The sequence below is a fragment of the Nocardioides sp. NPDC127514 genome (assembly GCF_040302125.1).
Classification (GTDB): Bacteria; Actinomycetota; Actinomycetes; order Propionibacteriales; family Nocardioidaceae; genus Nocardioides.
In genome coordinates, this window is the sequence record NZ_JBEORF010000030.1 from 1 (window position 1) to 21,882 (window position 21,882).

Annotated in this window: 17 protein-coding genes; 9 read left to right on the plus strand and 8 right to left on the minus strand. The window is 70.3% G+C overall.

What is annotated here, in order from left to right:
- The first annotated feature begins 276 nt into the window (after positions 1-276).
- A complete protein-coding gene (locus ABTX24_RS22280) occupies positions 277-1,551 on the plus strand; it encodes an HNH endonuclease signature motif containing protein (protein ID WP_350842655.1) in 1,275 nt (424 codons plus the stop codon).
- Positions 1,552-2,204: 653 nt separating this feature from the next.
- Here the strand turns inward: ABTX24_RS22280 and ABTX24_RS22285 are convergent.
- The gene (locus ABTX24_RS22285; RefSeq protein ID WP_350842657.1) at positions 2,205-4,103 is read right to left on the minus strand and encodes a glycosyltransferase; all 1,899 of its coding nucleotides are present in this window, start codon (positions 4,101-4,103) and stop codon (positions 2,205-2,207) included.
- On the minus strand, positions 4,100-4,867 hold the full coding sequence (locus ABTX24_RS22290; protein WP_201451116.1) for a CDP-alcohol phosphatidyltransferase family protein: 768 nt from the start codon (positions 4,865-4,867) through the stop codon (positions 4,100-4,102). Before ABTX24_RS22290 ends, ABTX24_RS22285 begins: the two co-directional genes overlap by 4 nt.
- Before the next feature lie 170 nt (positions 4,868-5,037).
- On the opposite strand from ABTX24_RS22290, the gene ABTX24_RS22295 reads away from it, so the two are divergent.
- Together ABTX24_RS22295 and ABTX24_RS22300 are read left to right on the plus strand one after the other, a co-directional pair.
- The gene (locus ABTX24_RS22295; RefSeq protein ID WP_350842658.1) at positions 5,038-6,159 is read left to right on the plus strand and encodes a glycosyltransferase family 4 protein; all 1,122 of its coding nucleotides are present in this window, start codon (positions 5,038-5,040) and stop codon (positions 6,157-6,159) included.
- Positions 6,156-7,631: a lipopolysaccharide biosynthesis protein gene (locus ABTX24_RS22300; protein WP_350842660.1), complete on the plus strand. Its 1,476-nt coding sequence runs from the start codon at positions 6,156-6,158 to the stop codon at positions 7,629-7,631. The genes ABTX24_RS22295 and ABTX24_RS22300 overlap by 4 nt, the downstream gene beginning before the upstream one ends.
- Here ABTX24_RS22300 and ABTX24_RS22305 read toward each other — a convergent pair.
- Positions 7,618-8,772: a right-handed parallel beta-helix repeat-containing protein gene (locus ABTX24_RS22305; protein WP_350842662.1), complete on the minus strand. Its 1,155-nt coding sequence runs from the start codon at positions 8,770-8,772 to the stop codon at positions 7,618-7,620. The two genes, ABTX24_RS22300 and ABTX24_RS22305, sit on opposite strands and share 14 nt — an antisense overlap.
- A gap of 179 nt (positions 8,773-8,951) precedes the next feature.
- Between ABTX24_RS22305 and ABTX24_RS22310 the strand changes: the two genes are divergently transcribed.
- The 4 genes from ABTX24_RS22310 (at position 8,952) to ABTX24_RS22325 (ending at position 14,563) form a co-directional block, all read left to right on the plus strand.
- On the plus strand, positions 8,952-11,249 hold the full coding sequence (locus ABTX24_RS22310) for a fibronectin type III domain-containing protein (RefSeq protein WP_350842664.1): 2,298 nt from the start codon (positions 8,952-8,954) through the stop codon (positions 11,247-11,249).
- A gap of 119 nt (positions 11,250-11,368) precedes the next feature.
- A complete protein-coding gene (locus tag ABTX24_RS22315) occupies positions 11,369-11,989 on the plus strand; it encodes a hypothetical protein (RefSeq protein ID WP_350842666.1) in 621 nt (206 codons plus the stop codon).
- 11 nt (positions 11,990-12,000) lie between these two features.
- Positions 12,001-13,641 carry a hypothetical protein gene (locus ABTX24_RS22320; protein ID WP_350842668.1) on the plus strand — a complete coding sequence of 547 codons (1,641 nt, stop codon included), beginning with the start codon at positions 12,001-12,003 and terminating at the stop codon, positions 13,639-13,641.
- Between the two features lie 10 nt (positions 13,642-13,651).
- On the plus strand, positions 13,652-14,563 hold the full coding sequence (locus tag ABTX24_RS22325; protein ID WP_350842669.1) for a glycosyltransferase family 2 protein: 912 nt from the start codon (positions 13,652-13,654) through the stop codon (positions 14,561-14,563).
- Positions 14,564-14,672: 109 nt separating this feature from the next.
- Here ABTX24_RS22325 and ABTX24_RS22330 read toward each other — a convergent pair whose 3' ends face one another.
- The 3 genes from ABTX24_RS22330 to ABTX24_RS22340 are packed head-to-tail and all read right to left on the minus strand — an operon-like array spanning position 14,673 to position 18,494.
- Positions 14,673-15,695: an acyltransferase family protein gene (locus tag ABTX24_RS22330; RefSeq protein WP_350842671.1), complete on the minus strand. Its 1,023-nt coding sequence runs from the start codon at positions 15,693-15,695 to the stop codon at positions 14,673-14,675.
- Positions 15,688-17,070 (minus strand): O-antigen ligase family protein, encoded by a 1,383-nt coding sequence (locus ABTX24_RS22335; RefSeq protein WP_350842673.1) that lies wholly within the window; start codon positions 17,068-17,070, stop codon positions 15,688-15,690. Before ABTX24_RS22335 ends, ABTX24_RS22330 begins: the two co-directional genes overlap by 8 nt.
- Positions 17,071-17,072: 2 nt before the next feature.
- A complete protein-coding gene (locus tag ABTX24_RS22340; RefSeq protein ID WP_350842675.1) occupies positions 17,073-18,494 on the minus strand; it encodes a tyrosine-protein kinase domain-containing protein in 1,422 nt (473 codons plus the stop codon).
- A gap of 307 nt (positions 18,495-18,801) precedes the next feature.
- Here ABTX24_RS22340 and ABTX24_RS22345 point away from each other — a divergent pair, with 307 nt between their 5' ends.
- Entirely contained in the window at positions 18,802-19,512 is a 711-nt protein-coding gene (locus tag ABTX24_RS22345; protein WP_350842677.1) for an arsenate reductase/protein-tyrosine-phosphatase family protein, read from the plus strand.
- A gap of 36 nt (positions 19,513-19,548) precedes the next feature.
- On the plus strand, positions 19,549-20,331 hold the full coding sequence (locus ABTX24_RS22350) for a siderophore-interacting protein (RefSeq protein ID WP_350842679.1): 783 nt from the start codon (positions 19,549-19,551) through the stop codon (positions 20,329-20,331).
- Positions 20,332-20,349: 18 nt separating this feature from the next.
- Here the strand turns inward: ABTX24_RS22350 and ABTX24_RS22355 are convergent, their stop codons facing one another.
- Positions 20,350-21,249: a M15 family metallopeptidase gene (locus ABTX24_RS22355; RefSeq protein ID WP_350842681.1), complete on the minus strand. Its 900-nt coding sequence runs from the start codon at positions 21,247-21,249 to the stop codon at positions 20,350-20,352.
- Complete coding sequence (locus tag ABTX24_RS22360) at positions 21,246-21,833, minus strand: TetR/AcrR family transcriptional regulator (RefSeq protein WP_350842682.1); 588 nt, start codon at positions 21,831-21,833, stop codon at positions 21,246-21,248. The genes ABTX24_RS22355 and ABTX24_RS22360 overlap by 4 nt, the downstream gene beginning before the upstream one ends.
- Positions 21,834-21,882 lie beyond the last annotated feature (49 nt).

Consider the following 21,882-nt stretch of genomic DNA (forward strand, 5'->3'; position numbering starts at 1 on the left):
GCCGCCTTCGGCGGTCCTGGACTCCGGACCAGATCGAGAAAAGATTTGGCTGGCTATCGGGGCGGCGGCCCGGGTGTGGCGCAGCGGAATCTTGCTTCGGACCGGTGAGGTTGATGGGGCGGGAGGGTGGCCCTTCGGGCCACTTACCATCCACAGAAGCGACTCTGTTCACTCATCGCGAAAATGGCACTTGAACTGGGAAAATAAGTGACTGAAAGGCGAATGAAGGCGTAGAATCGGACACATCACAACACCGCTTTGAAGGGAGGGATGGCGATGAGTCTCGAACGCGACACCAACCACTGGGGCACCAACCCCGGCGACGCGATCGACGCAGAACTGACCGCCATCGAATCCTCCCTCGACCGGCTGCTGACCCGGGATCCGACCTATTGGCGCACCGGGCAGAAGAAGGACTCGCTGGAGCGGCTGGAGAAGCTCCGGGCCAAGCTGGCCGCGGTGACACTCCGGGTGCTCGCATCTGCTGGCGATATCGCCGAGGAGACCGGTGCCAAGGACGCCTCCGCCTGGATGCGGGCCGAGTTGTTGGTGGACAAGGCGGTCGCCCGATCCGAGATCAAGCTCGCGAGCAGCGTCGGGAAGTACGACATGGTGGCCGCCGGTCTCGCTGAGGGTGTCGTGTCCCAGGACAAGGCACGGGTGATCACCCAAGCGCTCGACAAGATCGAGACCAACCCCGTCGCCAGCAGCGAAGACCTGATCCTCGCCGAGAAGCTCCTCGTTGACTACGCCACTCGGTTGACCGCCAACGAACTCCGCATCGTCGGACGACGGATCCTGGCCGAGATCGACCCGGCCCGGTTCGAGGACGCCGAAGCCAAAGCACTGTTGGCTGAGGAGGAACGGGCTCAGCAGAAGACCGCGCTACGGGTCTGGGACAACCACGACGGCACCATCGGTTTCGACGGCGTCCTCCCGGTCTCGATCGGGATGCGGTTCAAGCGGCTGGTGGAGGCCTGGGCCCAGCCCCGCAAACAGCAGTTGGTCGGCAAGGGTGCTCCGTTGCCGCCGTGGGAGCGGCTGATGGGTCAGGGCTTCGCGCGGCTACTTGAGACGATCGACCCGGCCGCGCTGCCGCGTCACGGTGGCGATGCCACCGTGGTCAACGTGGTGATCTCCTTGGAGGAGCTCCGCAAGGACCTCGGCATCGCGACCCTGGGTTATGAGGAGACCAACGGCACCACCATCTCCGCGGCGGAGGCGAGGCGGATGGCGTGCAACGCGACCATCATCCCCTGGGTCCTCGGTGGTGACAGCGAGGTCCTCGACGCCGGCCGGGGCAGCAGGTTCTTCCAACCGATCCAGCGCAAAGCGTTGCGGTTGCAGCACAAGTGTTGCCAGGCCGAGGGGTGTGACATGCCACCGGAATGGTGCGACGCCCACCATCTAGAACCCTGGGCCGCCGGCGGCAAGACAGACCTCAAGGACGGGGCGCTGCTCTGTCCCCACCATCACCGCCTGGCCCACGCACCCGGCTATACCCATCAGCGACTACCCGACGGCACCATCAGGTTCACCCGCCGCCCCTAAACGACTGGGCGATGAATCACTTCACCGGGTCCCGGCCGCGAGGCGAGATCCCCAACCGCTGACTGGTTTCAGCTCTTGCCGAAGCCGCCCGCCCTGGTGCCCGACGAGTGTTCGGGTCAGCTTTTCTGGACTCCACTCGCGCCGTTCCCTGCTGGCGGGGACACTTCCCCACTGCAGTGAAGGTTCCCCACGATCCGGAGGATGGGGAACGGGCGCGGTCGTGGGGAGTTCTCCCGATCGGTGGGAACCTCGCGACCCTGCCCGGCACCGAACCCGACCCGGTCAAGAACAACGGCCCGCTTGTGAACCATTCACAAGCTCGCGCCCACTGCCGTAGGCACCCACAAGCACGACCCGCCGGCACACGACCAGCCACAGCCCCAAGCCCGCACCCAACTGAATCCGCTGCGCCAGACCCTGCCGCCGACCCGATAGCCAGCCAAAATTCTCGACGGATCCCGGTGTCAAGGATCGCCGAAGGCGACCGGCGAAGCCGGCGGCCGAAGGCCGTCCTTGACTCCGGGGTTCGACGAGAACACCCTCCAAGAACGGGTCGGCGGCAAACCCCAACCACCCAGCAACAGCCGACGACCGACGGTCGACGACGTACAACCCGTCTCGGCCCCACCCAAGAGATCGAGCGTCGCGACGATCTAGGGATACAACGAAGCCCGAAACACCGCGGCATGGAGCGCAGCAGACTCCGGCCATTCGCGCGCCGACAGATCGGGACGCCCGGCGGGCGGATTGGCGGTGACGGCCTTCAACGCGCCCTCCAGGTCCTCGATGGTGAGGGTGCCTTCGAAGAGGTGGAGCCAGCCTTCGCCGACCTCCTCGGCCAGGCGACGGTTGACCTCGTTGTCGGGGGCCAGGACTGGGGTGTCGAGGGAGAGGGCCAGCAGAAGGGCGCCGGAGTTGTGCATGGCCTTGTAGGGCAGTACCACCAACGTGGCGGCGGCGATCTCGGCGGCCAGGGTGGGGTCGTCGGCGTAGCTCAGGTTGGCGCTGATCCGGGCGTCGGCGGCTACGGCAGCGCGGACGCGGTCGGCGAGGGCGGGGTCGGAGGGGGAGCCGACGAGGCGTACGTCGAGGTCTGCCTCGGGGCTGTCGGCTACTGCCTCCAGGAGCTGCTCGACGCCCTTGTAGGGCTTGATCAGGCCGAAGTAGAGCACCCGCCTGTCGTCCTGCTCGATGGGCTCGAGTGCCTCGGTCACCGGCTCGAACCAGTCGCGGTAGTGGGCGTGGACGATCGTCGAGGTCGGTACGTCGAGCGGGGGAGCGGTCTGGTCGGTGAGCCGGATGACGTGCCTGGTGCGGCGCTCGAGGGCGTCGAGGAGCCGGTGGTCCCAGCGGCTCAGGCCGTGGGGACGGACGAGGTTGTGCCAGGTGCGTACGACCGGGGTCCGGGTCAGCCGGAGACGGGTGATGAACGCGGTGGTGAGGAGGCGGCGGGCCAGCCGGCGCAGCGGCGTACGTGCCGATGTCACCAGCAGCTCGGGCCAGTGCACGTGGAAGACGTCGTAGCGGCCCACGATGGCCCGGGCGAAGCCGAACAGCACGACCTCGGTGTCGTCCCGCTGCCCCAGGGTCTCGATGAGCTGGACGATGTAGGGGTTGGTCGTCGCGCGCAGCTCCCGGGCCGATTCCAGGACCCGGACCGGGCGGTCGCGGCGCCCGTCGCGCAGCCCGCGCAGGACCGCGGAGACCGGTCGTACCGGGTGCAGGAGCTGTCGGCGGCCACCTCGCATCAGGATCTCGTACGCAGCCCCGACGGCCCCGCGCCGCCAGGACCGCTGCCGCTCCTGGCTGAGCCAGGTCCGCGCGAAGAGGGCGCGGTTGCGGATGTTGAAGTAGTAGTAGGCCGGCGACTTGGCGCGGGAACCCTCCAGGCGCTGGGTGCCGCCGCCGGAGTGGATCGCCGTGGCCCCCTCGATGACCGCGACCCGGCCGCCGAGCGCCTGGACCCGCGCGCACAGGTCGACGTCCTCCCAGTAGAGGAAGTAGCGCTCGTCGAAGCCGGAAAGCCGCTCCCACAGCTCTCGGGTGACCGCGAAGCAGGCGCCGGTGACCCACGGGAGTGTCTCGGCCCCTGGATGTTCGGAGCGGCGCCGCCAGGGGCGCATCGCCCCGGTGTCCAGGTCGAGATCGAGACCCGCGGAGGCGACCTCGCCGTCCGCGCCGAGAACGGTCGGCCCGGCGAGCAGGAGCGGTTCGGCCTCGACAGCGGCCATGAGGCGTACGGCCGACTCGGCCTCGATCGTGGCATCCGGGTTGAGGAAGAGCAGCACCTCGGCGCCCTCGGCCAGCGCAGCCGCGGCGCCCAGGTTGCAGCCGGCGCCGAAGCCCGTGTTGGTGCCGGGGAAGACGCCGGTCCAGCCCTCGCGGTCGCAGAGCCGCCGGACCGCGTCGCGATGGGCGTCGGTCGAGTGGTTGTCGACGACGACGATCCTGGCGTGCCGGAGTGCGGCGGCGACCTGGGTCGTGTGCCGCTCCAGCAGGGCGGGATCGCCGTAGCTGACCACCACCACGGCGAGCCGGGAGAGCTCGCTCACGACGAGACCTCGACCGAGCCGTCGAGCACGCGCAGCTCACGCCACCACTTGCGCAGCGCGATGGCCAGCGCTGCGGCGTTGCAGACGAAGACGAGGGCGTAGACCCAGGTGAAGAGCGCCCCGAAGCCGAGCAGCACGAACATCCAGCACTGCGCGCCGTAGTCCATCGGCAGCAGCGCCCACTTGCGCAGCGGGTTCTCGTGGACCGATGCGGGCGATCCGGGAGGCCCGGTCACAGGGGCCGGGCGCAGCGTCGGCATCAGGATCAGCCCGAAGTACGTCACCACAGCGACCACCTCGAAGCCCAGCGGCACCAGCAGCCAGCCGTCAGTGACCGGACCGAAGCGATACCAGGACACCAGCACCGCCAGATGCAGGCTGGCGGTCTTGAAGCAGTCGATGGTGTGGTCGAGCCATTCGCCCGAGCGCGACCCGCCGCCGCGGAGCCGGGCGAGCTGCCCGTCGGAGGAGTCGAGCACATAGCCGGCAGCCAGCAGCACCGCGACCAGGATCCCGGTCCACCAGCGCGGCTCGACCAGCGCGAGCACTGCCAGGCCGGCCGCCGAGAGCGTCGCGCTCACCGCCGTCACCTGGTTTGGGCTCGCGCCGACGGTGTGCGCGGCCGCGGCGACGACCCGGCCCGCGGGCCGATTGACCAGCCGCGAGTAGGCCGCGGTGTTGAGCGAGGGCTTCTGTGCCTGAGCCAGCGCCTCCAGATGTGCACGGAACCCGGCTGAGGCGCGTTCGGCGCCGGTCGCGGCCATGCTCGATCCTGCTTCGCTCATACGTGCATACGTGGGGGAGGGTTGGACATGCGGACCTTAGGTGACCCTCAATCGTCGTAGGGCACGAAGCGCGTCCACTCCCCAGATCTGGGTAGGACTTTGTCAGGACCTTCGGCCCGGGCCGTCCCGGTGACATACCGTTGCCCATCATGCGTTTGTTGGTCGCCCACCCGTCGCCGGACGTCTACGGCTCCGATCTTCAGCTGGTCGAGACGGTGCGTGGGCTGCACCAGGCGGGACAGCGGATCACCGTCGTCGTACCCGAGCGCGGACCGCTCCTCCCGCTGCTCGAGGCCGCCGGCGCGAACGTCGAGGTGATGGCCTTCCCGGTGCTGCGCAAGGCCTACCTCAGCCCCACCGGACTGGTCCGGCTGGCCGCGGCGCTGATGGTCTTCTGGGTCCGTGCGGCGCGGCTGTGGCGGCGGGTCCGGCCGAGCCGGCTGCTGGTCAACACCGTGACGATCCCGTGGTGGATCGTCGTCGCGCGGGCGGCCCGCGTCCCCGTCGTCTGTCATGTCCACGAGGCCGAGGACGACCAGCCGAAGCCCGTACGCCTCGCCCTGACCGCTCCGCTCCTGCTGGCCACCCGGGTGGTGGCCAACTCGCGGGCATCGCGCGACGTCCTCACGCACACGGTGAAGGTGCTGGAGCGGCGTACGACCGTCGTCTACAACGGCGTGCCGGGGCCGGAGTCCGTGGCGGCGGCGCGCAGCCGGAGGCCGCACGAGACGCTGCGGCTGGTGCTGGTCGGGCGGCTCTCGCCGCGCAAGGGGACCGACGTGGCCCTCGAAGCGCTCGCCGAGGTGCGCCGGCGCGGGATCGACGCGCGGCTGCGGGTGTGCGGGTCGGTGTTCGCGGGCTATGAGTGGTTCGAACAGGAGCTCCGCGACCGGGCGGCCGACGCCGATCTGGTGGGCTCGGTCGAGTTCCTGGGTTACGTCGCCGAGCCCGCGGGCGAGCTCGAGCAGGCCGACGTCGTGCTGGTGCCCTCGCGCGTCGAGCCCTTCGGCAACGTCGCCGTCGAGGCACTGCTCGCCGAGCGCCCGCTGATCGCGAGCCGGGTGCAGGGCCTGGCCGAGATCGTGATCCACGGCGAGACCGGCCTCCTCGTCACCCCCGATGACGCGAACGACCTCGCCGACGCGATCCAGCGGCTCGCCACCGATCCCGCTCTCGCCGCCGAGCTCGCCTCCGCCGGCCGCAAGGACGCCGAGGAGCGCTTCGGCGCCGAGCGCTACCGCGAGGAGATCGCGGCCGAGGTCCTCGGGTGACGGTGGAGCAGGACACCGGGCTCGGCAGGAGCGCCGCGCGCGGCGGGATGGTCGTGCTCGGCGGCCAGGGCGTACGCATCCTGGTGCAGGTCGCCTCCGTCGCGGTGCTGTCCCGGCTGCTCGGTCCCCGCGACTACGGCCTGGTCGCGATGGTGCTGGCGGTCGTCGCGGTCGCCGAGATCTTCCGCGACCTCGGGCTCTCGACCGCCGCGATCCAGGCCAAGGTGCTCACCCGGGCGCAGCAGTCGAACCTGTGGTGGCTCAACACCGCCCTCGGCGTCGGCCTCGCGCTCGTCGTCATCGCGGCCGCCCCGCTCGTCGCCGCCCTCTACGACGAGCCGGCCCTGACAGCCCTGACCGCCGCGATGTCGGGGATCTTCGTCCTCAACGGCATGGGCGCGCAATACCGCGCCGACCTCACCCGCCGGATGCTCTTCGCAAGGCTCGCCGTGGCCACCACCTTGGCGCCGCTGCTGGCCCTCGGGATCGCGGCGTACGCGGCAGCCAACGGCGCCGGCTACTGGGCCCTCGTCATCCAGCAGCTCGTCCAGGGCGCGGTCGCCCTGGTCGCCGTCGCGGCGTTCGCCGGCTGGCTCCCCGGGCGCCCGCGGCGCGGCGTGGAGATGGGCGGGTTCCTGCGTTTCGGCTGGTCGCTGGCCGGAACCCAGCTGATCAACTACGCCGCCAGCAACATCGACTCCGTGCTCATCGGCACCCGCCTGGGTGCCGACCAGCTCGGCTCCTACAACCGCGCCTGGCAGCTGCTGATGAACCCGCTGGTCCAGCTGCGCGGCCCCACCACGACCGTGGCGCTGCCGGTGCTGAGCCGGATCCGCGACAACCCGGCGCTGACCCAGCGGTTCGTGCAGCGCGGCCAGGTCGCGCTCGGCTACAGCCTCGGCGCCGGGCTCGGCCTGGTCGCGGGCGCCGCCGCACCGGTCTGCGCCCTCTTCCTCGGACCCGGCTGGGACGTCGCCGGTGTCTTCGCCCTGCTCGCCTGCGCCGGCCTGTTCCAGACGCTGGCCTATGTCGGCTACTGGGTCTATCTCGCCCACGGGCTGACCACCGAGCTGCGCCACTACACCCTGGTGGCCTCCGTCCTGAAGGTCGTCTGCGTGCTCGTCGGGGTGCAGTACGGGATCACCGGCGTCGCGGTCGGCTACGCGACCGCCCATCTCCTGGAGTGGCCACTGTCGCTGTGGTGGATCTCCCGCCGCACCCGTCTCCGCGTCGGCCCGCTCTATCTCGGTGCCGCCCGCATCCTGACGGTCGCCGGCGCGGTCGCCGCCGCTGCGTACGTCACCGCCCAGGCCCTTCACGGGCAGCACCCCGCGGTGACGCTGCCGGTCTGCGTGGTGGCCGGGGCCGCGGCGTACGCACTGCTTCTGCTCGTCCCGCCGATCCGCCGCGACGTGATGTCGCTGGTGGTGACCGTGAGGGGCGCGCTGGCTCGGAAGGTCAGCCGCGGCTGAGGGCCACCGGACGGCCGGAGTCGTCCCAGACGTTGCCGGAGTGGGTGATCTTCGTCGAGGACGGGTGGATGATCGCGCAGCCGTCGATGCGCTGGTCGCTGAGGAACCGGTTGTCGCGGATCACCGTGCCACGGATCGGGCCCCGGCCCTTCTCGGCGATGTTGACCGTACAGCCGCCTCCGCCGAGGAGGTTGTCGCGGATCGTGACCCCGTTGACGTCGCCGATGCTCTGGGTGATCTGCACACCGGCGTTGTAGGCGCCGGTGAAGCGGTTGTCCGCGATCGTGATGTTGCTGCCGCCGATGATCTGGATCGAGTCGTCGTGGGAGGCACCGCCGCCCTGGTAGGGGTCGCGCTCGAAGTGGTAGTTGTCGTGGAACCAGTTGTCGCGCACCGTCACGTTGCTGCCGGTGATGTGGACCTGGTCGGTGACGTGGTGGATCTCCGAGTCCTCCAGGGTGAAGTCGCGGCCGACCACGCCGTTGACGCCCGGCGCGGCGTTCTCGGCGAGCACCTCGACGTTGCTGACCAGCATCCCGGCCCCGTTGCCGTTGTTGTTGGAGATCCCGGCGGTCTCCGAGCCGGTCGGCACGATCACCTTGGTGTTGCGGATCGTCACGTTCGGCGCCTCGACGCTGACCCGGCCGTGCACCTCGAGGCCGTCGACCACCTTCCCGGGCGTCCTGATGATCAGGTCGCCGCGGTGGACGCGCAGCTTCTTCTTCGGAGGTACGCCGGTGTCCCCGGACCCTGGAGCGCCGCCCGCCGGCGGTGAGCTCAGCGGCTCACCATCGCGCGGTCCCTGCTCGCCCGGCCGGTCGCCGGAGCGGTTCGGCTTCCCCGAGTCCGTGGGCCGCTTCTTCGGGTCCGCCCCGTCCGAGGGCTTGGCCGTCTGCGTCGAGGACGCGGAGGGAGAGACCGACGGCGAGGGGGATGGCGTCAGCGTCACCGGTCCGCCGAAGTCGTCGGGCGGCAGATCGCCGTAGTTCCTCTCCGCACGCGGCGTGGGCTCCTCGGCGGGGCCGGAGGTCAGCGCGTAGGTCGAGCCCAGCGCGACCACGGTGGCGACCGTGGAGATACCGAGGAGGAGGACCCGGGACGGGACAGCCAAGAGACGTACGCCTTCCTGTGGACTCTGCATCCAACTGATGGTGTGGGAGTCTGCCCCCTGAACCACGCAGTTTGCGAGCGTTGGGTGCTTGCGTCCCCACACATACCCGATTCAGGGGATCAGAAGCGCGATTGACGGGCGGATGACCGTGTGTGTCCGCGACACTGCCGTGTCGCGGCCGAGGTGGCCGCCTTGTGCAGGGATGGATGATGACGCGGATTCACGAGTGGCGTCTGCTGGCGGCGGGGGCAGTCGCAGCTGTTCTCGGGGTGAGCAGCCTGGTCATGTCGGGAGGGGCGACGGCGGACACGGCTCCGGTCGACCCGGAGCTGCCGGAGACGGTCTCGGCCGACGTACTCCCGACGGTGCAGATCGACGGGGTCGCCTGGAAGCAGGTGATCGTCGGCGACATCGTCTACGTCGGCGGCAACTTCACCTCGGCGCGCCCGGCGGGCGCTGCGGCGGGGACGGATGAGACGCCGCGGTCCAACATGCTGGCCTACCGGCTCTCGACCGGCGAGCTGATCCCTAGCTTTGCACCGAGCTTCAACGGTCAGGTCAAGGACATGGCGCTCTCGCCCGACAAGACGCTGCTCTACGTCGCCGGCAGCTTCACCCAGGTCAACGGGGTGAACCGCTACCGCGGCGCGGCGATCAACCTGGCCACCGGGGCGCTGACCAGCTTCCGCCCGATCTTCAACTCGACCACCAACGCGGTCGCGGCGACCGCCGACGCGGTCTTCTACGGCGGCGTGTTCACCTCGGCCGACAACACCGCGCGTACGAAGCTGGCAGCGGTAAGGCCCGGCGACACCGGCACCCAGCTGCTGCCGATGAACCCGACGGTCTCCAACGGTTCCGTGCAGGACGTCGTGGTCTCGCCCGACGGCGCCGACATCGTGATCGGTGGCAACTTCACCCGGGTCAACGGATCCTCCAACCCGGGCTACGGCCTGGCCCGGATCAAGGTCGCGACCGGTGCCTCGATGGCGCTGCCGGTCAACTCCGAGTTCCGCGACGCCGGCAGCAACTCCGCGGTCCTCTCGCTGGAGAGCGATGGCAGCAGCTTCTACGGCAGCGGCTACCACTACGGCAGCGGCGGCAACTCCGAGGGCACCTTCAAGGCCGACTGGGCCACGGGCAGCCTGACCTGGCTCGAGGACTGCCACGGCGACACCTACTCGATCTGGCCGACTGCCGACGTCGTCTACCAGGCCAGCCACAAGCACTACTGCGGCAACTCGGGCGGCTTCCCGGAGACCAGCCCGCGCAGCTTCCAGCACTCGACGGCGGTCACCCAGGACGTACGCGGCACCAACACCCGCGACATCTACGGCTACCCCGACCACCCCGGCACCCCGCGCCCGGAGTTCCTGGAGTGGTACCCGAAGTGGACCCCCGGCACGTTCACCGGTGCCAACCAGGCGCCCTGGACGGTGACGGCCAACGCCGACTACGTCGTCTACGGCGGCGAGTTCCTCAAGATCAACGGGATCGCCCAGCAGGGTCTGGCGCGGTTCGCGGTCAACACGATCGCCCCCAACGACGTCGGTCCGGCCATGTCCGGCGCGGAGTTCGGGCTCACCGCGACCTCGCCGGCCGACGGTCAGGTCAAGCTGACCTGGCCCGGCAACGCCGACATGGACAACGCGACCGTGACCTACAAGGTCTACCGCGGCTCGACCGATGTCGCCCCGATCCACACCAAGGCTGTCACCGCGGCGTTCTGGAAGCAGACCACGCAGAGCTTCGTCGACACCGCGGCGCCGCCGGGCACCACCCAGAGCTACCGTGTCGTCGCCGAGGACGCCTTCGGCAACCAGTCGCCCACCGAGTGGGTCACCGTCGACGTCGCCGGCGAGCCAGCACCTCCGGCCGAGGGCGTCGTCGCCGAGGACACCTTCGGACGTGCCGAGGCGAGCGGCTGGGGCACGGCCGAGACCGGTGGCATCTGGACCCGCACCACCGGCACCGCCGGCAACTTCTCGGTCTCCGAGGGCCGCGGCTGGCACTCGGTCACCCCGGGTGGGACGACCGAGTCCCGGCTCGAGGAGGTCTCTGCGACCGACGTCGACGCCACCGTCAGCGTCGGAGTGTCCCGGCTGCCCGACGCGGGCTACGTCTGGTCGATCCTCGGCGCCCGCGTCTCCGGCACCAACCACTACGCCTCGCGGCTCCGGTTCAACCCGGACGGCACCGTCGGCATCCATCTCGTACGCAGCGGCACCCCGGTCGTCGGCGCCAACGTCGTCCCGGGCCTGAGCGTCGCGCCCGGCGACCGGCTGAAGGTCCGCCTCCAGGTCACCGGCACCGCCCCGGCGACCGTGCGCACCAAGGTGTGGCCGGCCGGCTCCGCGGAGCCGTCGGGCTGGACGTACGAGCTCTCCGACTCGACCCTCGCCAATCAGGTCGCCGGTGGGGTCATGCTGCGCAGCTTCGGTGCCTCGACGATCGGCACGACGCCGGTCCTGGTCGGTTACGACGACCTGAAGGTGATCGAGCCGTAGGAGGCATACCCGATCTTGGGGAGTAGGCGTCCGGATCCCCCCATGGGCGTCCGGCTTGGGCTTTAATCCAACGTCTTTGAATCGATGCCTTTGTCCGACCCGCCCGCGGAAGATCCCCCATGCTCAGTCAAGTCCCGCGCTCGAGGATGTACGTCGCGGCAGCCGTCGCTGCCGTCGTCCTGGTGAGCGTCGCGGTCGTGCTCATCGTGCGTCACCCGTCCGGCCCGGCCGACCCCGGGTCGGACTCGACGGTGGCCGCGGCGCCCTCCTCGACGGCGACCCCGTCGGAGAAGTCCTCAGAGTCAGAGGAGTCGGAGGAGTCGGAGCCGGGAAAGCCGTCGGGCGACAACCGCGCGGTCGGCCTCAAGGCCGAGGCGACCTCGGCCCCGGGCGTGACGGCGCGGCTGGCCAGGATCGACTCGGTCCAGGCCACGGCGAGCCTGCCCGGCGAGGTCGGCGGCCCGGCCCTCGCGATCACCGTGAAGGTGAAGAACCAGACCGGGAAGAAGCTCGACCTCGCGCTCGGTGTGGTCAACGCCTACTACGGGCCTGAGCGCACCCCGGCGGTCAGCGTCGCCTCCGACGGCGAGGTGCCGTTCCCGGCCTCGGTCGCCGACGGCGAGTCCGCCAAGGGCGTCTACGTCTTCCAGATCCCCGAGGAAGCCCGCCCCGTACGCGTCGAGCTCGATCTGGGCAACGGCGCCGACGTGGTGGTCTTCAAGGGCCGTCCCCAGCGATAACCCTCCCCCCGATGAGAGATGTGATGAAGCCGATCCTGGCTGTGCTGGCGCTCGTGGCAACGAGCCTGACCCTGGCGACGACCTCCGCATCCGCGGACACCGCGCCGACCGATCCCGACCTGCCGAAGACCGTCGCTGCCGACGTACTTCCCACCGTGCAGATCAACGGCGTCGCCTGGAAGCAGGTGATCGTCGGCGACATCGTCTACGTCGGCGGCAACTTCACCTCGGCGCGCCCAGCGGGGGCCGCGGCCGGCACCAGCGAGTCACCGCGGTCCCACATGCTCGCCTACCGGCTCTCGACGGGGAAGCTGATCACCACCTTCGCGCCGAAGTTCAACGGCCAGGTCAAGGACATGGCGCTCTCGCCCGACAAGAAGCTGCTCTACGTCGCGGGCGGCTTCACCCAGGTCGACGGCGTCAACCGCTACCGGGGCGCGGCGATCGACCTCGCGACCGGGAAGGTCACCAGCTTCCGGCCGATCTTCAACTCGACGACCAACGCGGTCGCGGTCACGTCCAGCGCGGTCTTCTACGGCGGCGTGTTCACCTCCGCCGACAACACGGCACGGACGAAGGTGGCCGCCGTCAAGCCCGGCGACACCGGCACCGGCCTGCTGCCGATGAACCCCAAGCTCGCCGGCGGCAACGTCAACGACATCGTCGCCTCCTCCGACGGCACCAAGATCGTGATCGGCGGGGCGTTCACCAGCGTCAACGGCTCCTCCAACCCGGGCTACGGTCTGGCCCGGATCGAGGTCTCCTCGGGCAAGTCGCTGGCACTGCCGGTCAACTCCGAGATCCGCAACGGCGGCACCGAGGCGGCGATCCTCTCCCTGGAGTCCGACGGCACCAGCTTCTACGGCACCGGCTACGACTACGGCAGCGGCGGCAACTCCGAGGGCTCCTTCAAGGCCGACTGGGCCACCGGCAAGCTGACCTGGCTCGAGGACTGCCACGGCGACACCTACGCCGTCTGGCCGACCTCCGCTGTCGTCTACCAGGCCAGCCACAAGCACGGCTGCGACACCTCCGGTGGCTTCCCGGAGACCAAGCCGCGGGCTTGGTACCACGCCACCGCCACCACCCAGGACGTACGCGGCACCAACATCGCCGACGACAAGTACGGCTACCCCGACCACCCCGGCACCCCGCGTCCGGAGTTCCTGGAGTGGTACCCCAAGTGGACCAACGGCACCTACACCAGCGCCAAGCAGTCGACCTGGACCGTGACCGCCAACGCCAGCTACGTGCTGTACGGCGGTGAGTTCCTCAAGGTCAACGGCGTCGCCCAGCAGGGCCTGGTGCGGTTCGCCGTCAAGGACATCGCGCCCAACAAGGTCGGCCCGACGCTGAAGGGCGCGAAGTGGGCCCTCACCGGCTCCTCGCCGTCGGCGGGCAAGGCCACGCTGAAGTGGCCGGGCAACCCCGACAAGGACAACGCGACCGTCACCTACAAGCTCTACCGCGGGTCGATCGAGTCCACGCCGATCAAGACCGTGAAGGTCTCCGCTCCGTTCTGGAAGCACACTGCGATGACCTTCACCGACACCGGCCGCGCCAGTGGCTCGGCGCAGAAGTACAAGATCGAGGCAGTGGACCCGCTCGGCAACATCTCCCGCTCCGACTGGGTGACGGTCACGATCAAGTGAAGTCAGTGGAATGACGAGGCCGGTCTGGGTCTGCATGCTCACCTATCGGCGGCCCGAGGGGTTGGCCGAGGCCATCGGCATGCTCCGGGCCCAGCTCGATCTGGTTCCCGGCGCCCGGCTGCTCGTGGTCGACAACGACGAGCAGCCCAGCGCTTCCTCGGCGGTCGCGGAGGCGGCCGGGGGTGACGTACGTGTGCGGTATGTGCACGAGCCGACCCCCGGCATCGCCGCCGCCCGCAACCGGGCGCTGGACGAGGCCGGTCCCGAGGCTGTCGTCGTCTTCATCGACGATGACGAGCAGCCCTCGGAGAAGTGGCTGGCGACCCTGCTCGCGTGCTGGGAGGAGACGGGCGCCGCGGCCGTGGTCGGGCCGGTTCTCTCCACCTTCGCGGCAGAGCCTGATCCCTGGATCACCGCGGGTGGCTTCTTCGTACGTCTGCGGCATGCCACCGGCACCGTCGTCACCACCGCAGCGACCAACAACCTGCTCCTCGACATGGCTCAGGTCGGCTCCGTCCGCTTCGACCTCGGCTTCGGGCTGTCCGGAGGCTCCGACACGGTCTTCACTCGCAGCCTCTCCGCCGCCGGTGGCCGGATCGTGTGGTGTGACGAGGCTCCGGTCCACGACCTGGTGCCCGCCGATCGGGCAACGCGAGAGTGGGTCCGCGCCCGTGCCTCTCGGATCGGCAACTCGGACTCCCGGGTGCAGGTGTACCTAGCCCCCTCCGGCCGCCGTCCGGTGGCCCGGCTGCGGGCCACTGCCCGCGGCCTCGTCCGAGTCCTGGGCGGATCCTCCCGCGTCGTCCTCGGCCGCCTCACCGGCTCGCTGACCCACCACGCCCGCGGCACCCGCACTCTTCTCCGGGGCGTGGGCATGCTCCGCGGCGCCTGGGGCTCCTACGTAGCCGAGTACGCCCGCTGACCCACTCGGCACATCTGTCTCGCCGAGTCCCGTCGAGTCGGCGCGTCTGTCCCGCGGCCGCCTTTGCTGCGCATCGGGGGTTGGGACGTTTGCGCCGACTCGGCCTTGTCTAGCGGGACAGATGCGCCGAGTCGATGTTGTTGGGCGGGGCAGATGCGCCGGGTCGGCGGGTGAAGGGGGCGTCGAAGATGCCGCGGATGCGACCCGTGATCAGCCGGTCGAGACCCAGTGCCAGCAGGATCGCTACGAGGGTCAGTAGCGGCACCGCCACCAGGCCGGTGCCCGGCGGCCAGTCGATGTCCCGGCCGGACAGCAGGGCTGCTGCCGCGGTGATCGGGAAGGCGTGGACGACGTAGATCGGCAGCGTGCGGGTGCCGAGATGGCGTACGAACCCGAGCGCCGGGATGCGGGCGATCATCACTCCGAGCCCGCAGCCCGCGGCCACCGCGAGCAGGCCCAGCATCGGCCGGACGAAGATGATCCTGTCGTCGGCGATGTAGAGGAAGAACCCCAACACCGCGGCGTACGCCACCGCCGCCCCGACTACGTAGACGGGTCGCATCCGCGGCACGACCGAGCGCACCGCGGGTGCCGTGCGGGAGGCCAGCACGAAGAAGAACCAATAGCGGAACGTCTTATCCCAGGGGAGGTCGCCGGTGGAGACGAGCCCGGCGGCGAAGACCGCGGAACAGACCAACGCGGTCCCGACGACCAGCCATGCGGGCAGCCGTCGCGTCAGCCAGCCGACCAGCGTGAACAGGCAGAGCGTGTAGAGGAACCAGAGGTAGACGTTGGGTTCGACCAGGATCCGGGCGAGGGACGCGAAGGCGTCGGGCGGCGGATGCGGCAGGAGCGCACGGAAGGTGCCGAGGAGCAGGCACCACAGGACGTAGAGGTAGATCAGGATCAGGCAGCGGGTGCGCAGCACCTCCCGCAGCGGGCGGGCGAGCAGCGAGGGCGCGAGGAGGCCGGAGAGGAAGAAGAACAGCGGCATCCGGAACGTGTCGAGGGTGTAGGCCAGCCTCGACCAGGGGCCGGCGAGGCCGACCAGGTCGAGGTTGATCACGGCGTGGAAGAGCACCACCAGGATGATCGCCAGGCCGCGTGCGGAGTCGATCCAGGCTTCACGCACGCTGCGGACCTCCGGTGAGGTAGCGGCGGCGGGCGCGCTGGCCACGACGGCCGTGCCGCCGCGATGGTCTCGGCGGTGGCTTCCGCGTCGGTGGGGCCGTGTCGGCCTCCTTGCGCGGCAACAGGAATACCCCGAGTGCCAGTGCGAGTGGCGGCAGCGAGCTGATGATCGGGCCGAAGAAGAGGTTCCAGCCCAACTGCAGGGCGAGGAAGATCCCGAGCGCGGCGCCGGAGCGGTGGGCCATGCTGCGGCCCAGATAGCTGGTGGCGAGCCAGAGCAGCCAACCAGCAAGGACCAGCCCGGTGAGACCGAACCAGATCCACAGGTCGCCGATGAGCGAGTGGACCTCGATCCGCGTGCCGAACATGTAGTGCTCGACGTAGCCGTTGTCGGGGTCGTACCCCAGACGGGACATGCCCTGCTTGGCCGCCTGCATGTCGCTCGGCGTGGCCATGGTGCCGGCGCCGTAGCCGAACGGCTCGTGGATCATCAGGGCCACGGTGGCCCCGATCTCGGGCCGGCCGCCGAGGATGAGTGAGCCGGCGGTCTGGGTCTGCTCGACGGTGCGTTCCTGGGCCGAGGCGCCGAGATAGCCGTCCAGGGCGGCCTCCTCGAGCGACTTGTAGATGCCCAGCCCGAGAGCGCCGACCAGCACCAGGGAGAGCAGCGCGGAGGTGGTCCGCTCCGCCGTCCTCGGCCGGTGCTGCCACACCAGCAGCACCGCGGTCATGAGCAGGAACGCGCTCATCGACCTGGCCCCGGACAGCGCGCCGACCACGCTGAGCGCCCCGATCACGACCAGTTCGGCCAAGAGCTGTTTCCGGGGCCGCCGCTTGATCAGCTGGCACGCCCCCAGGAGCAGCATCGTCGCCGGGATCGAGAACCCGAACCGCCACGGTTCCTCGGCGAACTGCGGCCTCAACGTCACGGTCAAGAACGAGCCGACGGCGTAGAGGCACACCACGGCCCCCGGCGACAGCACCCGCTGCGCCCATAGCAACGCACCTACGCACAGCACCGCCGAGATCACCGGCAGCAGATCGGTCAGCAACCCGGCCTCGGTCGGCGGATGCGTCGCCGAGCGCCACGTCGACAGCGCCAGCGTGGAGACGAGACAGGCAAGAAGAAGTACGCCACCCAGGATCACGCCGCGATAGCGGCGGGCCTCCCGGATCCAGATCGGTGCCAGGGCCGCGCCGATCAGTCCGCCGACGGTCAGCCCGCTGACCAGGGTGTAGTTGGTCCCGGCCAGGACCGCCGCGGCCCCGGCCAGCAGCGCTGTCAGCACCTCCCAGCCGGTGCGGTCGGCGCGCTGGGTGTGCCCGGTGCGACCGGAGCGACCAGCGCGGACCCGGACCGCCGTCGCGACGGCCATGCTCAGCTCCCGGCGGCCGGGTAGCCCTGCTGGCGCGGTTCCCGGGGGCGTACGAAACCGGAGAGGAGGCGGGCGAACCAGCCCTGCTCCGGCTGGCCGTAGTAGGTGTGCGCGGCGGTGTCCCGGACCTGGTTGGCGACGATGCCGAGACAGCGGGCATCGACGGCCTCGAGGCTGTCGATCGCCTCCAGCACCTGCGGGCGGTGGATCGTACGGCAGTTGGCGACCACCAGGGCACCGTCGGTCAGCCGGGACAGGATCGCGCCGTCGGCCACCGGAAGCAGCGGCGGGGAGTCGAGGATGACCACGTCGTAGCCGGCGCGCGCCTCCTCCAGCAGGTCGGCCATCCGCGGCGAGCCGATCAGCTGCGCGGGGTTGGGCGGGATCTCACCCATGGTGAGCACGTGCAGATTGGCGTCGCCCCAGACCTGGACGACGTCGTCGAGGTCGGCCTTCCCGATCAGCACGGTCGTCAGCCCGGCCGCGCCCTCCAGGCCGCAGTAGTCGGCCACCGCAGGGCGGCGCATGTCGGCATCGACCAGCAGCACGCGCTGGCCCTGCTCCGCGATCGCCAGGGCCAGGTTGATCGAGGTGGTCGACTTGCCCTCGCCGCCGATCGAGGAGGTCACCACCATCGAGCGGACCGGCGAGGAGGCGTCGAGGAACTGCAGGTTGGTCTGCAGCCTCCGATAGGCCTCGGCGGCGACGTTGTGCGGATCGATGGCGGTCACCGCGCCGCGCGAGCGCCGCTGGCCGCGGCGCCGGGGGATCGCTCCCAGGAGCCCCACGTCGGTGAGCTGCTCGATCTCGGCCGCGGTCCGGACCCGGGTGTCGAGGAGGGCGCGGACCACGGCGATCGCGACGCCGAGGCCGAAGCCGCCGGCGAATCCGACCAGAGCGGCCAGCCGCGTACGCGGCGCGAACGCCTCCTGCGGCGGGTCGGCGCGGGCGACCACCGTCACCTCGACCGCGGACTTCTTGTTGGAGCTGGGGGAGAGGTTGGTGATCGTGGTGGTGAGCTCGTCGGCGACCGAGTTGGCGAGGTCGGAGGCGCCGGTGCTGGTGGTGGCCACCGCGTCGATCTCGATGATCACGGTGTCGAGCGGGTTCTCGGCGGTGATCTCCTCGGCCAGCGCCTTGGGGGTCGTGTCGAGGTCGAGCTCGTAGATGACCTGGTCGAGCACCACCGGCATCGTCGCCAGCTTGGCGTACGACTGGACGATGTCCTGGGTGAACGTCGAGCCCTGGACCAGCTCCTGGGTCGTCGCGCCGCGCGCGATCGAGACGAAGACGGTGCTCTGTGCGCGGTACTGCGGCGGGCTCGCGTGTGCCTGCGCGAAGGCCGCGCCGGCGCCGATGATCGCGAGCACCGCGACGATGTACCACCGCTTGCGCAGAGCAGCGACATAGTCGCGCAGGTCCAACAGGTCACTCCATCCGATGTCTGTGCCAGGCTGCTTGTCCGGGGCTCACCCGCCGAAGCGGAGCCCGAGGCAATGGGTCGCCGTCAGGGCGGGGCCACGGGGCCATCGCACATCCTCACCCTGTTTGGGGGATGACAGGGCCGGGTGTCCGGCCCGTTCACCCAAATGGGGGATTGATTCGCCGTCGGTTTCTGGAGGCGTACGCCGACTGCGTAATGTCTGTCCGTCACGTTCGGGGGGTTGGCCGCGTGGATGTGAGGTCCGCGCTCGAGAACCGGCAGGCAACTGTTTCGAAGGTAGGCAGGGTATGGACACCGCGACGATCCTGGTCGTCTGCAGCGGGAACGTACGACGATCGCCGGCGATCGAGGCGATGCTCCGCGAGGGCGTCGGCCAGATCGGTGGGCTCGCCCGCCACGGCATCACGGTGATCTCGGCCGGCAGCGAGGCGCTCGAGGGCTACGACATGGACCCGATGATCGCCTCCGAGGTCGCTCTCGCCGGAGTCCGGCTGACCAGGCACCAGGCCTACCCGCTCGACGTCGACGACATCGAGAGCGCCGACCTGATCATCACCGCAGAACGCTCCCACCGCAGCGAGGTCGCCAAGCTGGTGCCCTCGGCGGTCAAGCGCACCTTCACCCTCGTCGAGATCGCCGCCCTTGGCGACCTGCTGGGACGTACGGCCCTGGGCGGCCCCGCGGGTTCGGAGGCGGACGCGGCCACGCGGCTGCGTACGCTCGTCCAGCTCGCGCCGCTGCAGAAGGCCCGGCGACGGGTACGGCGGCCGGCCGACGACGACCTGCTCGACCTGCGAAAGCGCACCCCGCGCGAGGCCCGGCGGCTGGTGACCGAGGCCCGCGGCCACGTCGAGTCGCTGCTGCAAGTGCTCGAACCGAGCCTGTCGCTGGTCGCCAAGCCCCAGCGGCCCGCGGCGGCTCCCACGATCCCCTCGCCCGCGCCTCCGGTCGAGACGACCCAGCCGCGCTCAGCACACTCCACCCGGTCGGCGGGTTGAAGGCCGGCGGTTTGCCGCCAAGTTAGGGTTGCCTATATGAACCGTCCCGCGAAGCCTGAGACCGTCCTCGTCGTGACCGCCACCCAGCGGCTCAGTCCGACGATGATCCGGGTGAGCTTCCGCTCCGACGACCTGAGCGCCTTCTCCTCGAGCGTCTTCACCGACCGCTACGTGAAGCTCGTCTTCCCGCAGGTGGACGGCGAGGTGGTCCGCACCTACACCGCCCTCAACCCCTCGGTCGAGGACGGCACCCTCGACATCGACTTCGTCGTCCACGGCACCGAGGGGTACGCCGGTCCCTGGGCCGCCGCGGCCAAGCCCGGCGACACCCTCGCGGCGCGCGGCCCGGGCGGCGCCTACTCGCCCGACCCGGAGGCCGACTGGCACCTGATCGCCGGCGACGAGACCGCTCTGCCGGCCATCCGTGCCGCGCTGGCCGCACTGCCCTCCGATGCTCGCGGCTACGCCGTTATCGACATCCCGGCGCCGGGCCACGAGCAGGCCCTGGACCACCCCGACGGCGTCGAGGTGACCTGGCTGGTCACCGGCGGCCACACCCACCACGCCGCCGAGGACGCCGAGGGTCACGAGCAGCTCCTCGTCACCGCCATCCGCGACCTGAAATGGCTCGACGGCCGCGTCCACGCCTTCGTCCACGGCGAGGCAGCGGTCACCATGCACGGCATCCGTCCCTATCTCCTCAAGGAGCGCGGGGTCCCGAAGGCCGACGTCTCCATCTCGGGCTACTGGCGCCGGGGCCGCACCGAGGAGACCTTCCGCGAATGGAAGCGCGAGCTCGCCGAGGCCGAGTCCGCCTGAGCTCGGCGGGGTTTCGCCTCAGGTGCCGTTCTCGCTGAAGTGCTGGTAGTCCTTCAGCGAGCTCCAGTCGCCGCCCCACTCCCAGCCGATGTCGGCGAAGGCCTGGACCACGACGTCACCGTCGTGGATCATCCCGGGCGCCCGCCTGGACCGGTCCAGATACCAGCGGGCGAGCTCGGGGATGACGCGGTCGCCCTTGACGTACGGGTTCTGGAAGGTGTTCAGGTCGATCGCCAGGCCGTAGGCGTGCTGGGAGAACGAGGTCTGGCCGACCGAGGGACGACAGACGAAGCCGCCGGTGCCGTTGCCGTCGCCGGTCGGCGGCGCGTCCAGGGCCGCCTTCGTGGTGATGTCCATCTGCTCGATCGGGAACCTCGCCTCGTACAGCCGCCGGAAGACCCCGACGACGTCCTCGGCGACCCGGGCGTTGATCAGCATCTCGCCGGTGTGGCGGGCACCGTCGAAGCCCCAGAACGTCATCCGCACCCAGGCCAGCTCCCGCCGCGAGACCGGGCACCCCGGCACCCAGGTCGAGCGCGCGATCACGTCGTCCGGCGCGATGTCGACCTCGGCCGCGAAGCCGTCACCGGGCAGCATCGGCATGATGTCAGGCAGCGTCCACGCCCGGTTGCGCAGCTCCTTCGGCGTCGGCCCGGCGATCCCGTAGCCCTCCGCGTCCTCCTTCAGCACCCGGGTGCCGAGCCACGGCGGCGGCACCGACCCCGGCTTCGCGACAGTCGGTGAAGAAGACGAAGGTACGTCGCTGGGTGACGGCTCCGCCGAGGTCGAGGGAGCCGAGGCGCTGGTCGTCGGGGACGGCTCGGCCTCGGGCGCTCCGCCGCAGGCGCTGATCGCGAGCAGGAGGACAGCCGCCCCGGCGACGTACGCCCTGGTTCTCAGCGATCCGCGAGACGTCATCGCGGCCACGCAGCCATCGCGGCCGCGGCGAGCCCGCGCAGCTCCTGCCGGCTGGCGCCGTCGATCGCCTGGACCGACATGCCCTGGATCACCGCGCCGAAGAGCCGCGCCAGAGCGGCGGCGTCGGTCCCGGCCGGCAGCTCACCCTCGGTGACCGCGGTCCGCAGTCGCTGCTCGATCCCCGCCATCGTCTCCGAGCGCATCTTCGCCGGGCGGGTGGCGACGCCGCGCTGGGCGGTGCCCAGCGCCAGCGCGGCCGTCGAGACCATGCAGCCCGGCGGCAGGCCGCTCTCGCTGAACCGGTCGGCCGCCTCGTACAGGAACTCCGAGAGGGCCTCCCGGGCCGGTCCGTCGGGCCGGAGCACGTTGCCGTGCTCACGGGCGTAGCGATCGAGGGCGGCCCGGTAGAGCACCTCCTTGGAGCCGAACGCCCCGTAGAGGCTGGGGGCCTTCAGCCCGGTCGCGGCCTCGAGCGTCGCGACGCTCGTGCCTTCGTACCCGTGCTCCCAGAACGCCCGCATCACGGCGTCGAGCACCGCGTCCTCGTCGAAGGAGCGCGGTCGTCCGCGGGAGGGCTTGCGCATTTCCATAGTGATCCCTACATTAACTCGCAGGTCATTATTTAGCGACCAC

What these genes read in the sequence shown, in the direction of transcription:
- ABTX24_RS22310 (WP_350842664.1), top strand. Translation starts at nt 8,952, where the DNA reads ATGACGCGGATTCACGAGTGGCGTCTGCTGGCGGCGGGGGCAGTCGCA.
- ABTX24_RS22315 (WP_350842666.1), top strand. Translation starts at nt 11,369, where the DNA reads ATGCTCAGTCAAGTCCCGCGCTCGAGGATGTACGTCGCGGCAGCCGTC.
- ABTX24_RS22350 (WP_350842679.1), top strand. Translation starts at nt 19,549, where the DNA reads ATGAACCGTCCCGCGAAGCCTGAGACCGTCCTCGTCGTGACCGCCACC.
- ABTX24_RS22355 (WP_350842681.1), bottom strand. Translation starts at nt 21,249, where the DNA reads ATGACGTCTCGCGGATCGCTGAGAACCAGGGCGTACGTCGCCGGGGCG.
- ABTX24_RS22305 (WP_350842662.1), bottom strand. Translation starts at nt 8,772, where the DNA reads ATGCAGAGTCCACAGGAAGGCGTACGTCTCTTGGCTGTCCCGTCCCGG.
- ABTX24_RS22345 (WP_350842677.1), top strand. Translation starts at nt 18,802, where the DNA reads ATGGACACCGCGACGATCCTGGTCGTCTGCAGCGGGAACGTACGACGA.
- ABTX24_RS22290 (WP_201451116.1), bottom strand. Translation starts at nt 4,867, where the DNA reads ATGGCCGCGACCGGCGCCGAACGCGCCTCAGCCGGGTTCCGTGCACAT.
- ABTX24_RS22280 (WP_350842655.1), top strand. Translation starts at nt 277, where the DNA reads ATGAGTCTCGAACGCGACACCAACCACTGGGGCACCAACCCCGGCGAC.
- ABTX24_RS22325 (WP_350842669.1), top strand. Translation starts at nt 13,652, where the DNA reads ATGACGAGGCCGGTCTGGGTCTGCATGCTCACCTATCGGCGGCCCGAG.
- ABTX24_RS22295 (WP_350842658.1), top strand. Translation starts at nt 5,038, where the DNA reads ATGCGTTTGTTGGTCGCCCACCCGTCGCCGGACGTCTACGGCTCCGAT.
- ABTX24_RS22320 (WP_350842668.1), top strand. Translation starts at nt 12,001, where the DNA reads ATGAGAGATGTGATGAAGCCGATCCTGGCTGTGCTGGCGCTCGTGGCA.
- ABTX24_RS22360 (WP_350842682.1), bottom strand. Translation starts at nt 21,833, where the DNA reads ATGCGCAAGCCCTCCCGCGGACGACCGCGCTCCTTCGACGAGGACGCG.
- ABTX24_RS22335 (WP_350842673.1), bottom strand. Translation starts at nt 17,070, where the DNA reads ATGGCCGTCGCGACGGCGGTCCGGGTCCGCGCTGGTCGCTCCGGTCGC.